This is a genomic window from Neisseria zoodegmatis (genome assembly GCF_900187305.1).
Lineage (GTDB): Bacteria > Pseudomonadota > Gammaproteobacteria > Burkholderiales > Neisseriaceae > Neisseria > Neisseria zoodegmatis.
The window spans coordinates 1,279,359-1,294,033 of the sequence record NZ_LT906434.1 but is presented as its reverse complement, the minus strand read 5'-3'; the positions used below and the strand labels follow the sequence as shown (position 1 = coordinate 1,294,033).

General features: G+C 51.4%; 12 protein-coding genes. 3 read left to right on the top strand and 9 right to left on the bottom strand.

Translation table 11 applies throughout. The annotated features are described in order from the left end of the window. Positions 1 to 13: 13 nt before the first annotated feature. Positions 14 to 664 (bottom strand): fumarylacetoacetate hydrolase family protein, encoded by a 651-nt coding sequence (locus CKV66_RS06040; RefSeq protein WP_085363288.1) that lies wholly within the window; start codon positions 662 to 664, stop codon positions 14 to 16. A 219-nt stretch (positions 665 to 883) separates the two neighbouring features. On the opposite strand from CKV66_RS06040, the gene glnD reads away from it, so the two are divergent. Continuing rightward, positions 884 to 3,454 (top strand): [protein-PII] uridylyltransferase, encoded by a 2,571-nt coding sequence (gene glnD, locus CKV66_RS06035; RefSeq protein WP_085363239.1) that lies wholly within the window; start codon positions 884 to 886, stop codon positions 3,452 to 3,454. A 149-nt stretch (positions 3,455 to 3,603) separates the two neighbouring features. On the opposite strand, the gene yfaE is transcribed toward glnD, so the two are convergent. The 7 genes from yfaE to lolA form a co-directional block, all read right to left on the bottom strand. After that, the gene (yfaE, locus tag CKV66_RS06030; protein ID WP_085363287.1) at positions 3,604 to 3,900 is read right to left on the bottom strand and encodes a class I ribonucleotide reductase maintenance protein YfaE; all 297 of its coding nucleotides are present in this window, start codon (positions 3,898 to 3,900) and stop codon (positions 3,604 to 3,606) included. A 404-nt stretch (positions 3,901 to 4,304) separates the two neighbouring features. Then, positions 4,305 to 5,438 (bottom strand): class Ia ribonucleoside-diphosphate reductase subunit beta, encoded by a 1,134-nt coding sequence (gene nrdB, locus CKV66_RS06025; RefSeq protein ID WP_036494980.1) that lies wholly within the window; start codon positions 5,436 to 5,438, stop codon positions 4,305 to 4,307. A gap of 64 nt (positions 5,439 to 5,502) precedes the next feature. Next, positions 5,503 to 6,369, bottom strand: a complete 867-nt coding sequence (locus CKV66_RS06020; RefSeq protein ID WP_143773794.1) for a DUF4393 domain-containing protein — start codon at positions 6,367 to 6,369, stop codon at positions 5,503 to 5,505. A gap of 52 nt (positions 6,370 to 6,421) precedes the next feature. Then, positions 6,422 to 8,701: a class 1a ribonucleoside-diphosphate reductase subunit alpha gene (nrdA, locus tag CKV66_RS06015; RefSeq protein ID WP_085363237.1), complete on the bottom strand. Its 2,280-nt coding sequence runs from the start codon at positions 8,699 to 8,701 to the stop codon at positions 6,422 to 6,424. Between the two features lie 448 nt (positions 8,702 to 9,149). Next, positions 9,150 to 10,637 (bottom strand): cardiolipin synthase, encoded by a 1,488-nt coding sequence (gene cls / locus CKV66_RS06010; RefSeq protein ID WP_085363236.1) that lies wholly within the window; start codon positions 10,635 to 10,637, stop codon positions 9,150 to 9,152. Positions 10,638 to 10,743: 106 nt separating this feature from the next. Further along, complete coding sequence (gene ilvE / locus CKV66_RS06005) at positions 10,744 to 11,745, bottom strand: branched-chain-amino-acid transaminase (RefSeq protein WP_085363235.1); 1,002 nt, start codon at positions 11,743 to 11,745, stop codon at positions 10,744 to 10,746. Positions 11,746 to 12,128: 383 nt separating this feature from the next. Next, positions 12,129 to 12,749, bottom strand: coding sequence for an outer membrane lipoprotein chaperone LolA (lolA, locus tag CKV66_RS06000; protein WP_085363234.1), 621 nt, complete (start codon positions 12,747 to 12,749; stop codon positions 12,129 to 12,131). A 221-nt stretch (positions 12,750 to 12,970) separates the two neighbouring features. Here lolA and CKV66_RS05995 point away from each other — a divergent pair, with 221 nt between their 5' ends. Both CKV66_RS05995 and CKV66_RS12165 read left to right on the top strand, forming a co-directional pair. Then, complete coding sequence (locus CKV66_RS05995; protein ID WP_085363233.1) at positions 12,971 to 13,795, top strand: ferritin-like domain-containing protein; 825 nt, start codon at positions 12,971 to 12,973, stop codon at positions 13,793 to 13,795. Between the two features lie 6 nt (positions 13,796 to 13,801). Next, positions 13,802 to 14,137, top strand: a complete 336-nt coding sequence (locus CKV66_RS12165; RefSeq protein WP_157739150.1) for a hypothetical protein — start codon at positions 13,802 to 13,804, stop codon at positions 14,135 to 14,137. On the opposite strand, the gene CKV66_RS05985 is transcribed toward CKV66_RS12165, so the two are convergent. Continuing rightward, a complete protein-coding gene (locus CKV66_RS05985) occupies positions 14,134 to 14,667 on the bottom strand; it encodes an NUDIX hydrolase (protein ID WP_085358227.1) in 534 nt (177 codons plus the stop codon). The two genes, CKV66_RS12165 and CKV66_RS05985, sit on opposite strands and share 4 nt — an antisense overlap. Positions 14,668 to 14,675: the final 8 nt, after the last annotated feature.

Here is a 14,675-nt window from a genome sequence, read left to right as displayed (position 1 = left end):
TTTTCAGACGGCCTCAAGCCACATCAAAACGCGCCTGCACCACGCCTGCCAAATCCAATTCCAGTTTGTCGCCGGAATGCAGTTCGCCCACGCCCGCCGGCGTACCGGTAAACACCATGTCGCCCGCTTTCAAACCGTAGCTTTCGGCCAGCTCGCGCAAGATGGCGGCGATGGGATAAATCATGTGGGAAGTGTGGCCTTTTTGGCGCAACTCGCCGTTCACGGTCAAGGTAAACGCACAATCCTGCGCTTGCGGCAGCGTGGCGGCAGCAACAAAATCCGACACACAGGCCGCGCCGCGGAAACCTTTGGCTTTCGTCCACGGCAATCCTTTTTCTTTCAGACGGCCTTGTACATCGCGGGCGGTCAAGTCCAAGCCGATACCGAATCCGGCTATGATGCCGCACAAATCTTCATCACAGAGGCCGTCTGAATCGCGACCAATCAGCAACACCAGCTCGCATTCGTAATGCACCGATTGGCTGTACGGCGGCAGGATAATGGTGCTGCCGTCGTTGAGAATGCTGTTGTTCGGCTTCATAAACACCACCGGCTCGGTGGGCGTTTCGTTTTTCAATTCGGCAATATGGTCAACATAATTGCGGCCGATGCAGTAGATATTGTTGACGCGGGTCGTTTGGCGGTTGAAACGGATTTGGGTCATGGCGGTTTCCTTGCTCGGATCAATAAACGGAATGCGCAACATTATAACGGGATTCACTCCGTCCGAAACGCCCGCCGCCGCAACGATATGCAGGTCTTGTAAGCACGGAGCTTCGGTCGGATAATCAGGCTTACAGCCGCATCAGGCCGTCTGAACATTCAGACGGCCGGAGTTATTCATTCCCAACCTCCACCGACCCGTACCCGACACGAGATACCTATGCTCCCCAACTTGATTCCCGCCGCCGCAGAAACGTTGAAACAACGCAAGCAAGAAGCCGTCGAAGCCTACCGCACCCAACGCAGCCCTTTGGTGTTTTTCGAACAATACACCCAAGCCATCGACGACATGCTGGCCGTATTGTGGCAAGCGCTGTTCGCCGAGCAAAATAACCTGTGCCTGCTGGCCACGGGCGGCTTCGGGCGCGGAGAAATGTATCCGTATTCCGACGTCGATTTGGCTTTGGTGTCGGCCGAACCGCTCACAGCCGAAGAGCAGGAAAAAACCGCCGCATTCGTGCAGGCACTGTGGGACATGCAGCTTACCCCCGCCCTCAAAGCCGGCAGCATCGAAGAATTGAGCGAAAGCGCCCGTGAAGACATCACCGGCGATACCGCCTTTCTCGAAGCCCGCTTTCTGCACGGCAACCGCGAGCTGTGCGGCGAATTACTCAAACGCATCAATCTCCAGCGCGACACCGTTTCCTTTATAGAAGCCAAACTGCTCGAAATGCAGCAGCGCCACGCCAAATCGCAAGGCACGGGCGCCGTGCTCGAGCCGAACATCAAAACCTGCCCCGGCGGCCTGCGCGACATCCACACCATGCTGTGGCTCGCCAAAGCACAAGGTTTGGACGCCCCCCTCGGCACCTTAATCAGCCAAGGCGTACTTACCCGCACCGAAGCCGCCATGCTGCTCAACAGCCACACCCAGCTTGCCACCATCCGCATCGAGCTGCATCTGGCCGCAGGGCGCAACGAAGACCGCCTGATTTTCGACCTTCAAGCCCAAGTAGCGGAAAACATGGGCTGGCAAGAAGAAAGCCAACGCGCCAAAAGCGAAAAACTGATGCGCACTTTTTACCGCGCCAGCAAAACGCTCACCCAATTAGGCGGCATCCTGCTGCCCATGCTGCGCGGGCGGGTGTATTCGCTGATACGGCGCGTTGTCCACCGCATCGACAACCACTACTATCAGCTCGACAACCAAGTGGCGGTGTACGACAAACAACTCTTCGCCCGCCAACCCGAGCATCTGTTCAAAATCATCGAGATTCTGCAAACCCGCAACGATATTTCCAGCATCGCCCCCAAAACCCTGCGCGCATGGTGGGCGGCCACCCGCAAAATCAACCGCAGCTTCTACCTCAACCCTAAAAACCGCCGCCGCTTTATCGGATTTTTCAAGCAAGGCGAAGGGCTGACCCGCGTGATGCGCTTCCTCAACCTCTACGGCGTGCTGGAACGCTACCTGCCCGCATGGGGCAAAATCGTCGGCCTGCTCCAGCACGACCTCTTCCACATCTACCCCGTGGACGACCACATTCTCACCGTGCTCCACCACATGCGCCGTCTCGCCATGGATTCGCGCAGCCATGAACTGCCTTTCGCCTCCGCGCTGATGCACGCTTTCGAGAAAAAACACATCCTCTATCTCGCCGCCTTTTTTCACGACATCGCCAAAGGCCGCGGCGGCGACCACTCCATAGAAGGCATTGCCGACGCCCGCCGCTTCGCCGCCGACCATTTCCTCGACGAAGAAGAAAGCGCGCTGCTGTGCTGGCTGGTAGAAGACCACCTGCTCATGTCGGCCGTTGCCCAAAAAGAAGACATCCAAGACCCCGACGTGATCAGCCATTTTTGCGAACGCGTCCAAACCCAAGAGCGCTTGTCCGCCCTTTACCTGCTTACCGTTTCCGACATCCGCGGCACCAACCCCAAATTATGGAACAGCTGGAAAGCCGGCCTGCTCGAAAGCCTGTTTCACGCCGCCGCCCGCCGTTTTGCGGGAGAAAGCGGCAGCCGCCATCTCTTGGTCAGCCGCCGCCAACAAAGCGCCGTCGACCAACTCAACCGCGCCGGCACGCCCGAAAAACAGCAGAAAAAGCTTTGGCAGGCGCTCGGCTCGGCCTATTTCGTCCGCCACGAACTGCAAGAAATCCTCTGGCACACCGCAAACCTCGTCCACCAAACCGAATCCCCGCAAGTCCGCAGCCGCCTGCTCGACAGCGCCACTCTGCAAGTGATGGTGTTCATGCCCAATGCTCCCCGCCTGTTTGCCCGCCTGTGCCGCATCTTCAGCCATCAAGGTTTCGACATCCTCGCCGCCCGCGCTTTCGTTACCGAACACAACTACATCCTCGACACCTTCATCGTACACATGCCGGAAAAATACAACCGCAGCGAATACCCCAATGTACAAAGCGCTTTAGAGGCCGAAATCAACAACTTCATCCACGGCTGCGACACCACCCAAACCCACAGTCCGCAAAGCACCGCCGTCCGCAGCCGCCGCAGCCGCCACCTGCCGATTGCCCCCGGCGTGCAGCTGATACCCGAAAGCGACTATCCTGGCTGGTACACACTGGAAATCATCGCTGTCAACCGCCCTTACCTGCTGGCCAATATCGCCGAAGTCCTGTCCGACCAAGACATCAGCCTGCGCTACGCCAAAATCGCCACCCTCGACGAGCGCGCCGAAGACAGCTTCGTCCTCTTCAGCCCCCAGCTGGATAACTCCAAAAACCAACTGGCGCTAACCAGAGCTTTGCTGGAGCAACTATCCGCATAACGGCTGCAATATGCTTTGAGGCCGTCTGAAAGCGAGCTGTGCGAGTTTCGCTAAAGCGAACTTTAGCGAACTTTGCTAAAACCTTTTCAGACGGCCTCAAACACAAAACAGCAGCAACAAAAAAGCCGCGTTTTCATACGCAGCTTCAACTATTCCTCAAACAGATCCACATCAAACAAATCCGGCTCTTCAATACGCAGCCTGCAATCAAGCTCCACCGCTTCGGTAACCCGACAACAACACGGCAGAACCTCATTCGGGCCCACAAACGCCAGCGGAAAATTATCGTATTCCACCCTGCCCGACACGATTTTCAGACGGCATGAACCGCAATACCCGCTGCGGCATTGGTATTCGACCTCATGACCGGTACGCTCCAGCCCTTCCAGCAGCGTTTCACCGTCTTGAAGCTCGAAAATTTTGTCTCGTGTGGTAACCAAAGGCATATATAAAGACATTCCACTTGTGTGCGACGGTTTGCATTTTCCCTACCCGCCTGCATCACTCATTTTAGCGAAATCCAGTTAGGGGATATTTCGCGAAGCTCGCTAAACTCGCTTTAGCGAAACTCGCACAGCTCGTTTTAGCGAAACCAGCTAGCGGGTTTTGGCGAAGCTCGCACAGCTCGCTTTCAGACGGCCTCAAACAGCCGTGATACTTGAGGCCGTCTGAAATTCCGGTTTGAAACGGAAGCTTTCAGACGGCCTGATATTCAGATTCAAAACGCTCTGCCACTATTCACAACTACGCACAAAGGCAGATTATCTATCTGCCCGTACATCCATCACGAAGGCATTCGAAACGTCAGAATCACTGTTGGTAAAGGCAACGACTATCTTTTCAGACGGCCTTAAAGCTCGAAATCCCCCAAATCATCGGCGCTCACTTCAGCATCAATCTGGCCGATTAAGTAAGAGCTGATTTCCACTTCCTGCGGCGCTACCTGAACATTATCAGACGACAGCCACGCATTAATCCACGGAATCGGATTTTGGCTCGCCCCTTCAAAAGCAGGCTTCAAACCCACCGCCGCCATACGCAGATTGGTAATATATTCAACGTACTGGCTGAGAATTTCCTTATTCAGGCCAATCATCGAACCGTCTTTAAACAGATATTCCGCCCACTCTTTTTCCTGAGTGGCCGCCGTTTTAAACAACTCGAAACATTCCTGTTCCAATTCGGCGGCAATCTCGGCCATCTCTGGGTCGTCCGCACCGCTGCGCATCAGGTTCAACATATGCTGCGTGCTGGTTAAGTGCAAGGCTTCATCACGCGCAATCAGCTTGATGATTTTTGCATTGCCTTCCATCAATTCGCGCTCGGCAAAAGCAAACGAGCAGGCAAATGACACATAAAAACGGATCGCCTCCAGCACATTCACGCACATTAGGCACAGATACAGTTTCTTTTTCAGCTCGCGCTTGTTAACCGTAACCACCTTGCCGTTCACACGGTGCTCGCCCTCGCCCAACAGATTGTAGTATTGGGTATATTCAATCAAATCATCATAATAGCAAGCGATATCTTCCGCGCGGGCAATAATGTATTCGTTATCGACAATATCATCGAACACCACCGAAGGATCGTTCACGATATTACGGATAATGTGCGTATAGCTGCGCGAGTGAATGGTTTCCGAAAACGACCACGTTTCAATCCACGTTTCCAACTCCGGAATCGACACCAACGGCAGCAAAGCCACATTCGGACTGCGCCCCTGAATCGAATCCAACAGCGTTTGGTATTTCAGATTGCTGATGAAAATATGCTTTTCATGCTCGGGCAGATTCTGGTAATCGATACGGTCGCGCGACACGTCGATTTCTTCCGGCCGCCAAAAGAAAGACAGTTGTTTTTCAATCAGTTTTTCAAAAATTTCATATTTTTGCTGGTCATAACGGGCAACATTCACCGGCTGGCCGAAAAACATCGGCTCTAGCAAAGCATCGTTTTTTGCTTTGCTGAATGTGCTGTATGACATGACTAGGTGTTCGCAGGACATGGTTAATTTTCTTTAAAAAATAAAATCATCTATTAATTTATTATCAGCAACATATTTCAACAAATACTTTGCCTAAAGAAGTTAATTTACAAATACCTTTTCGTAAACTGACTGTTCTATCTTGCAACCAATTTTCAATATCAGAAACAGAACAATGGTTAGCTGAAGCAATTCTTTCCTTAGAATATGATTTTAATAGTTCTTCTATTTTCAATTTTCTAGATAAAATATGATTATTATGATTTAAGTGATCGAATAAATTTATCGAATAAAACTCTCTATATCTCGCTTCATCTGTGAAATGCCTATCCATATCAACTTGGATCAGTCCTAAATGTACTAAGTTATCTATTGATACAGATGTTTTCTCTATATTTTCTTCTCCCATAGCTAAACAAACTATGGGACTAAGTGTAAATTCTCCAGCATTATTATTGTCTTCAATATAATATTCACCCAGAGCCAATTCTATTGATTCTTTTAAGTTTTGAAGTAGTTTGGCATCATGAGAGGATAATGATTTAATTTTATCTACAAAACTATTATGCAACTTACCATTTTGTCTTGCATCAAAAGAAGCTGATACCAATTTTGCAAATATCTCTCTAAGCTCTTCTTCCTCTAAATAATATTGAGAAGCCTCTATCGCAGGACCCAAGACACTAAATGTAGGTTCTTGAATCTCCTCTTTCGGAATTTCTTTTAATTTCTCATTCAGTCTATTACCAAAATCCTCCAACTCTTTTGTTCTTTTTAACTGCTGCTTTTCCAACCATAAATCCATAGAACCAAAAACTTGTTTCCATATCAGATTTAATGTGTGAGCAGGAGCATCCGCTCCCTTTGTCATCAAAGTTGTTGCTCCTGCCGTTATGACTGAAGTAGCAATTGTAGATATATTCTCAATCACTTAAACTCCCTTATCCTAAAAGTTTTGATATCTAAATCTACAAAGAAACCCCTTAAATCTTACAAGCCCCACCCGCGCAGCCGTCGTCCTGCAAATCAGTCTGCGTATCGTCCGCACCATCGCGGGTGTTATGGTAATACAGGGTTTTCAAGCCGAATTTGTAGGCGGTGAGCAAATCTTTCAACAGTTGCTTCATCGGTACGCGGCCGCCTTCGAAGCGTTGCGGGTCGTAGCTGGTGTTGGCGGAAATGGCTTGGTCGACAAACTTCTGCATAATGCCGACAAGTTTCAAATAACCGTCGTTGGAAGGCATTTGCCACAGCAGTTCGTATTGGTTTTTCAGACGGCCGAATTCAGGCACCACCTGTTTCAAAATACCGTCTTTCGAGGCTTTCACAGACACCAAACCGCGCGGCGGTTCGATGCCATTGGTGGCGTTGGCAATCTGCGAACTGGTTTCAGACGGCATCAAGGCGGTTAAGGTTGAATTGCGCAGGCCGTGCTTCACAATATCGGCACGCAGGCTTTCCCAATCGAGATGCAGCGGCTCTTGGCAGATGGCATCCAAATCTTTTTTGTAGGTATCAATCGGCAACTTGCCTTGCGCGTAAGTGGTTTCGTTGAACAGCGGGCAGGCACCGAATTCTTTGGCAAGTTCCACCGAGGCTTTGAGCAAGTAGTATTGAATGGCTTCAAAGGTGCGGTGGGTTAAAGGGATAGCGGAATCGTCGCTGTATTTCACACCGTTTTTGGCCAAATAGTAGGCGTAGTTAATCACGCCGATACCGAGGGTGCGGCGGTTCATGGTGGCGACTTTGGCCGCTTTAACGGGGTAATCCTGATAATCCAACAAGGCATCGAGTGCGCGGACGGCAAGATCGGCCAAGCCTTCGAGTTCATCCAAACTTTCCAACGCACCCAAGTTGAATGCCGACAGAGTACACAAAGCGATTTCGCCGTTTTCATCGTTAATGTCGTTTAACGGCTTGGTCGGCAAGGCAATTTCCAAGCACAGGTTGGATTGGCGCACGGGCGCAACTTTGGGATCAAACGGGCTGTGCGTGTTGCAATGATCGACGTTTTGAATGTAGATGCGGCCGGTACCGGCGCGCTCCTGCATCATCAATGAAAACAGTTCGGTTGCAGGCAGCGAACGTTTGCGGATATTCGGATCCTGTTCGTATTGCGTATACAAACGCTCGAACTGGTCTTGATCGGCAAAAAACGCTTCGTACAAGCCGGGTACTTCGTTGGGCGAGAACAAGGTAATGTTGCCGCCTTTAATCAGGCGGGTATAAAGCAGGCGGTTGATTTGCACGCCGTAGTCGAGATGGCGCACGCGGTTGTCTTCTACGCCGCGGTTGTTTTTCAGCACCAGCAGGCTTTCCACTTCGATGTGCCACAGCGGGTAAAACAGAGTGGCCGCACCGCCGCGCACACCGCCTTGCGAACAAGACTTAACCGCGGCTTGAAACATTTTGAAAAACGGAATACAGCCGGTGTGTTGCGCTTCGCCGCCGCGGATTTCGCTACCCAAGCCGCGGATACGGCCTGCGTTGATGCCGATACCGGCACGTTGGGAAACGTATTTCACAATCGCGCTGGTGGTGGCGTTGATGCTGTCGAGGCTGTCGTCGCACTCGATCAACACGCAGCTTGAAAATTGGCGCGTCGGCGTGCGCACGCCCGACATAATCGGCGTAGGCAGGGAAATTTTGAAAGTGGAAACGGCATCGTAAAAGCGTTTCACATAATCCAAACGGGTGGCTTTCGGATATTTGGCGAACAGGCACATGGCCACCAAAATATACAGAAACTGCGGCGTTTCGTAGATTTGGCGGGTAACGCGGTTTTGCACCAGATATTTGCCTTCAAGCTGCTTGACCGCGCCGTAAGAGAAAGTCATATCGCGCTCGTGGTCGAGATAATCGTTCAGCTCTTCAAACTCTTCACGGCTGTAATCGGCAAGGACATGGCGGTCGTATTTGCCCGCTTCGGTGAGCTTGGCAACGTGGTCGAACAGGTGCGGCGGCTCGAATTCGCCGTATGCAATTTTGCGTAAATGGAAAATCGCCAAGCGTGCGGCGAGATATTGGTAATCGGGCGTATCTTGTGAAATTAAATCGGCCGCCGCTTTAATGATGGTTTCATGGATATCGTCGGTACGGATGCCGTTATAAAACTGGATATGCGATTTCAGCTCGACCTGGGAAACGGAAACGTTGTCCAAACCTTCCGCCGCCCAAGTAATGACACGGTGGATTTTATAAAGGTCCAAAGGCTCCAAACGACCGTCTCTTTTGGTTACTTTCAGGTTGCTCGCTGCATTCATCTCTATCATCCCGGAATTTATAAAAACACAAGATACAGTAGTACCCCGATAATCGGAACACAATATACTGTAATTCTAAAAGGCACACCAGTCTTGACAAGCCAAATCAAATTCGGTTCGGCGGCAACTGCAAACCGTATGTGCGGCAAACTTATACGTTTATCGGTTTGGGCTTGAAAGGCCGTCTGAAAGAGATTGCAGACGCAAAACAAGGGTTTGCTTAAAGATAAGAATGTCTCGCAACAACTGCGGCGGCGGCGCACAGGCTGACATGCCGAATTTCCCCGTCCGACCGAAAACGGCGCAAACCCGCATGATGCCTAATACTTGATGCTTTTGCCGACCAAAGTGTAAATAAATGTTAATTTACACATTCGTTATACCAATTTTGCATATCGGTTAGAGGCCGTCTGAATATTTTCAGACGGCCTCAATTGATAAAACCGCATCACAACAACGGACTCATCAAACGCACGGCGTTCTCAACCAAACCCCACCATTTTGCCCGCTGCTGCCAATTTTTAATACTCACATAGCTGCTGCCGGCCAAATACTGTTTTTGCAGGTTCCACACTTGCCGCGTGATGCCTTTATCGTACACGGCTAAGCTGATTTCCAGATTCAGGAAGAAGCTGCGCATATCCATGTTTACCGTACCGAAAAGCGTGTAGCCGTCGTCCACCGTCATGGTTTTGGCGTGCAGCAGGCCGCCGTCGAAAAGCGCGATTTTCACGCCCGAGCGCAACAGCATCGGGTAATAAGCCTGCGAAGCGTAACGCACCATGACCGAATCGACTTTTGCCGGCAGAATCAAGGTAACATCTACACCGCGCTTTGCCGCGTTGGTCAGCGCCATCAGCAAAGAATCGTCCGGCACGAAATAAGGCGTGGTAATCACCAGCTTGCGGGTTGCCGCATAAATCGCGCTGATGATGGTTTCGTAGATTACCCGGTCGGTTTGGCTGGGGCTGGAAGGGATAACCTGCGCCACCACTTTTCCGGCTTGCATTTTTTCAGGCAGCATGGCCGGAATAATATCTACATAAGTGCTCAGGTATTTTTGTATTTCAACCAAATTCTCATCGTTTTCAACCGCCACATCGGCATAAAACACTGCCGTCATTTCCAGCACCATCGGGCCGGTGCAGCGCATCATCACATCCACCCACTCGCCCACGCCCGCACCTTTTTTGAAAAAGTGCGGATCAACGAGATTATAGCTGCCGGTATAGCCTATTTTCTTGTCGATAATCATCAACTTGCGGTGATTTCTCAAGTCGCTGCGGGTAAACAGCGTGCGTAGCGGCCCCACCGGCAATGCGGCATGCACTTCTACGCCGGCATGACGCAACTTCTCTATCCATGCGCTGTTGAAAAAACTGCGGCTGCCCACCGCATCGGCCAAAATCACACAATCTACTCCGCGTCCGGCCGCTTCGATAACTCTGTCTAACAGGCGTTCAATCCGTCCTTGCGGGTCGATGATATAAAACGCAAGCAGGCAGGATTGGGTTGCAGATTCGATATCGTTTTCCATTGCCGCCAGTATGTCGGCGGTGGAAGACAGCAGCGACACGGCATTATTTTTCGTAACGCCCAATCCGGTCGGGTCTGCCGCCACTTTGGCGATACCGCGATAACGGGGGCTGACTTCTTCGGTGGTATCCAAATCGATATCTGCCAAATAACGTTCGGCGAAACGGCCGTAAAACCGGTTCATTTCTTCCGTGCGTTTGGCTCGGGCAATACCCAAGCGCGGCTCGCCCAGCATCAGGTATGCCGCCACGCCGAACAAAGGAAACAGAAACAAAATAATCAACCAGGCAAATGCCGTGCCGGTGTTGCGCTGTTTGTAGAGTACGCGCACCATAAAACCCAGTGCCACGGCAGTATGCAGATAAATCAGCATCTGCCCCCATGTGATTTCTATATTCATTGTTTGTGGTTTAAAAGAGTGAGCAGGATTGCAATCAAGATAAGACTAAACAGGCCGTCTGAAAGTTTAATCTTTTTTCAGACGGCCTCTTAAAGCGATGCAAGCATCAGACGTTTACTTTAACCAACCAGCCGTGGCGGTCTTCTGCCAAACCATATTGGATATCGGTAATCGCTTTGCGGATGGCCGCGCCACGCTCTTGGCTTTGCACTTCGATTTCTTTGCCTTCGATCACAAAAGAAGTTACCGGAGAAATCACCGCAGCCGTACCGGTTAGAATTGCTTCGGCACCGTTTTCAACCGCTTCTTTCAGTTCGCTTACCGTGAAATTGCGTTCGCTCACTTGATAACCCATATCACGGGCGATTTTCAGCACCGAATCGCGGGTCACGCCGTGCAGAAATTCGTCGGTAAGCGGCTTGGTGATGATTTCGTCGCCTTTAATCAGTGCGAAGTTAGACGCGCCGGTTTCTTGAACATCGCCATTGGGGCAGAACAACACTTGATGCGCACCGTGTTCTTCGCGGGCTTTGGTCACCCACGGTAAGGCAGACGCATAGTTACCCCCGCATTTCACACGCCCCATGTGCGGCGCACAGCGCATATGCTCGGTTTCAACCAAAAGCTTCATCGGCGCACCGGCCTTGAAATAGTCGCCCACGGGCGAGGCTAAAATATACAGCAAGGCATCGGATGAACCGACACCGGCTTTACCGATTACGGGATCGGTGCCGATTAAGGTCGGGCGCAAATACAAAGCGGCCGGAGCATCGGGAATCTCTTCTTCTGCGCGTGCCACCAGTTCCAACAGCGCCGCACGAAACGCCTCGGTTTCCGGCACGGGCAAACCCAACAGTTTGGCACTTTGCTGCATACGCGCGATGTTGGCATCGGGGCGGAACAGCACGATATCGCCGTTTTTTTGGCGGAACGCTTTCAAACCTTCAAAACACTCGCTGCCGTAATGCAGACAATGCGCACCCGGAGCAAGCGTCATCCCGTCTGATTTCTGCCAGCGCACTTCCTGCCACGAACCGTTTTCAAAAGCCAAGACGGGCATGTCTTGATGAAAAACACTGCCGAATACGGCGGGTACTTCTCTTGCCATGATTATTTTCCAAGTGGATGTGTTAAAAATGATGAAAATACTCTTTGCCTGCCCGGATTGCAAGTGTCTCTGCGCATAATCATTATTCCGATTGATAGGAGGAGACCTTTGCAAACCCCTCAGATGTGGATGCAGTTCAAGGCGTAGCAGCGCAGCGAGTGCAGACATATCATACAGATAGGCAAACGAGCGGGCAGCGCACAACGCAGAAATGCGCCGCAGATGAGGGTTTTGCAAAGGTCTCAGGCGGGTTGTTTTAACAAGATTTGAGGCCGTCTGAAAAACCGCACAGCCAAACAAAACACCCGCTGCCCTATCAACCGGCAACGGGTGTATCCGTAGATTTCAGACGGCCGTCTGAAACGGCCTATCCTTGCTCATGCTTAATTGCTCAACACATCCACACCTTTAGGCGGCGTGAATTTAAACGTGCCGCGGGAAAGATTCGGCTTCATATTCAAATTGCTGAAGCGGATGGTGGTTTCATTACCGAAGCTGTCTTTCAGCTGCATCGCGGCCAGTGCATCACCTTTGAAACCGATGCGGATGTATTGATAGCCCGCATTGTTTTTCTTCGGCATCGCGCGCACGTAATCAATGCCTTCGGCCGAGCCGTCTTCTTTCAGAGAATAGCTGCTGTCAAGAGCGGATTTGTTCGACAAAATCGCAGCGGGGCTGTCGCCGATGGTTTGGTTTTGCGCAGACTTGGTCACTTGCGCCAAATCGACATCGTAGAGCCAAATGGTTTTACCGTCGCCGACTATCGTTTGTTTGTAGGGCGAAGTGTATTGCCATTTAAACAGACCGGGGCGCAGAATTTGGAACGAGCCGTTAGTCGTTTGGGTTTTCTTTTTGCTTTTCACGGTTTGGGTGAAGCTGCCGCTAATGCCGTCGGCGTCTTCGTTGAATTTTTTCAGCGCATCAATCGCGCCTGCATGTGCGCTGCCCATGCTCAAGGCAAATACGGTGGCAAATGCAGTAAGCATTTGTTTTTTCTGAATCATCTCAGGTGTTCCTTTCGGGAAAATCAATCAATCGGCTCCCAGCAGATTGCTAGGGCGTATATTAAGCCTTTTTCTCGGAAATTCAACACTTTGAGCCGAAGCGCACGCATACCCTGCTTTCTTGTAAAGGCGGTTCTGCGCACTAACTGCTTATGAATTAAGGGCAAAATCCTGATGCTTTTAACCTGAATTTAAACCCCGTTTACCGTATAATCCGCCGCATGAATACAACACAATCCGTTTATCCCCGGCTTTTATCTGCGTTAAACGAGTCTGATCCGGAAGCAAAATGCCGTCTTACCGATGACATTTTTGCAGGGTTTGCTCAAGGTATTTTGGACAACAGGCCGTCTGAACCGCCGGTCGATTTCCGCTTTGCCGGCCGTCCGGCCAAACCCGACCTTGTGCCTTCCACCGCTGTCCGCGCCCGCAAAATGGGTACGCCCGAAGGCTACGCGGCCATGCTTCATGCGATTTGCCACATTGAATTCAACGCCATCAACTTGGCACTCGATGCCGCTTACCGTTTCCGCAACCTACCCTCCGACTTTACTGCCGACTGGCTCGGCGTTGCCCGTGAAGAAGCCTTCCACTTCCGGCTGATGCGCGCACGTTTGCAGGCGCACGGCTATGATTACGGCGACTTTGAGGCGCACAACCATCTGTGGGATATGGCCTACAAAACCGCTTACGATCCGCTTGTGCGCATGGCGCTGGTGCCGCGGGTACTCGAAGCGCGCGGCTTGGACGTTACCCCTGCCATACGCGCTAAAATGGCGCAAAAAGGCGACATGGAAACCTGTTCGGTGCTCGACATTATCTACCGCGACGAGGTCGGCCATGTACAAATCGGTAACCGTTGGTATCAATATTTGTGCGCAGAACGCGGCTTGGAGCCGATTGCACTCTTCCGCACTTTGATTTCACGCTACGATTTGTTTATTTTCCGCGGCTACGTCAACATCGAAGCACGCGAGCGCGCGGGCTTCAGCCGTTTCGAGCTGGATATGCTGGAAGACTTCGAGCAAAGTTTGAAAGCGGGCTGATAATGGATGAACCAGCCTGAGACTTTTGCAAAACCCCCATCTGTGGATGCAGTTCAAGACGTAGCAGCACAGCGAATGCACACATATCATATGCACAACGCAGAAATGCGCCACAGATGGGGGTTTTGCAAAGGTATCAGCCTTGCTTTGATGATATTTCGGTGTGAACTTATTTACGCTATCAATCTTTTGAGGCCGTCTGAAATTTTTTCAGACGGCCCCATCATTATGTGTGCAAAAGCTGCGGGCATTCAAAATGCTTTAGATACTCCGCCCTGCCCGCAATCTTTACAGCCATTGCCGACACAGCAGCCAAAACGTTCTCAATCCAAACAGGCTTAACTATTCAACAGCCAATATTGCAAACCGGCCAAGGTTTTGCCGTCTGAAACTTGGTTGTTTTTCAACGCCGCTTTCACTTCTTCGCGGCTCATCAGCACGGTTTCAGTAAATTCGTCTTCGTCGTTTTGCAGCGTGCTGCCCTCGCGCACGCCTTCGGCTTGGTAGAGGTACATCAATTCGTCGCAGAAACCGGGTGCGGTGTAGAAAGTGTGCAACAGTTTGACACTGTCGGCGGTGTAAGGCGTTTCTTCGGCCAGTTCGCGCAGGGCGCAGACAGCGGGGTCTTCGCCGGCATCGAGTTTGCCTGCGGGCAGTTCCAGCAGGGCTTGGTCACAGGCGTAGCGCCATTGGCGTACCAGCACCACTTCGTCGTTGTCGGTTACGGCCAGCACGCAGGCGGCACCGGGGTGGCGGATCACCACGCGCGTGCTTTCGTTGCCGTTGGGCAGGCGGATGGTGTCGCGGGCGATGTTGATGAACGTGCCTTGAAAAATCGGCTCGGAACTGAGTTGGGTTTCTTTCAAATCCATGATGATTC

Bases quoted from the DNA above. Each gene is read 5' to 3' on its own strand.
- CKV66_RS06040 (WP_085363288.1), bottom strand. From the start codon at position 664: ATGACCCAAATCCGTTTCAACCGCCAAACGACCCGCGTCAACAATATC.
- glnD (WP_085363239.1), top strand. From the start codon at position 884: ATGCTCCCCAACTTGATTCCCGCCGCCGCAGAAACGTTGAAACAACGC.
- yfaE (WP_085363287.1), bottom strand. From the start codon at position 3,900: ATGCCTTTGGTTACCACACGAGACAAAATTTTCGAGCTTCAAGACGGT.
- nrdB (WP_036494980.1), bottom strand. From the start codon at position 5,438: ATGTCATACAGCACATTCAGCAAAGCAAAAAACGATGCTTTGCTAGAG.
- nrdA (WP_085363237.1), bottom strand. From the start codon at position 8,701: ATGAATGCAGCGAGCAACCTGAAAGTAACCAAAAGAGACGGTCGTTTG.
- cls (WP_085363236.1), bottom strand. From the start codon at position 10,637: ATGAATATAGAAATCACATGGGGGCAGATGCTGATTTATCTGCATACT.
- ilvE (WP_085363235.1), bottom strand. From the start codon at position 11,745: ATGGCAAGAGAAGTACCCGCCGTATTCGGCAGTGTTTTTCATCAAGAC.
- lolA (WP_085363234.1), bottom strand. From the start codon at position 12,749: ATGATTCAGAAAAAACAAATGCTTACTGCATTTGCCACCGTATTTGCC.
- CKV66_RS05995 (WP_085363233.1), top strand. From the start codon at position 12,971: ATGAATACAACACAATCCGTTTATCCCCGGCTTTTATCTGCGTTAAAC.
- CKV66_RS12165 (WP_157739150.1), top strand. From the start codon at position 13,802: ATGAACCAGCCTGAGACTTTTGCAAAACCCCCATCTGTGGATGCAGTT.
- CKV66_RS05985 (WP_085358227.1), bottom strand. From the start codon at position 14,667: ATGGATTTGAAAGAAACCCAACTCAGTTCCGAGCCGATTTTTCAAGGC.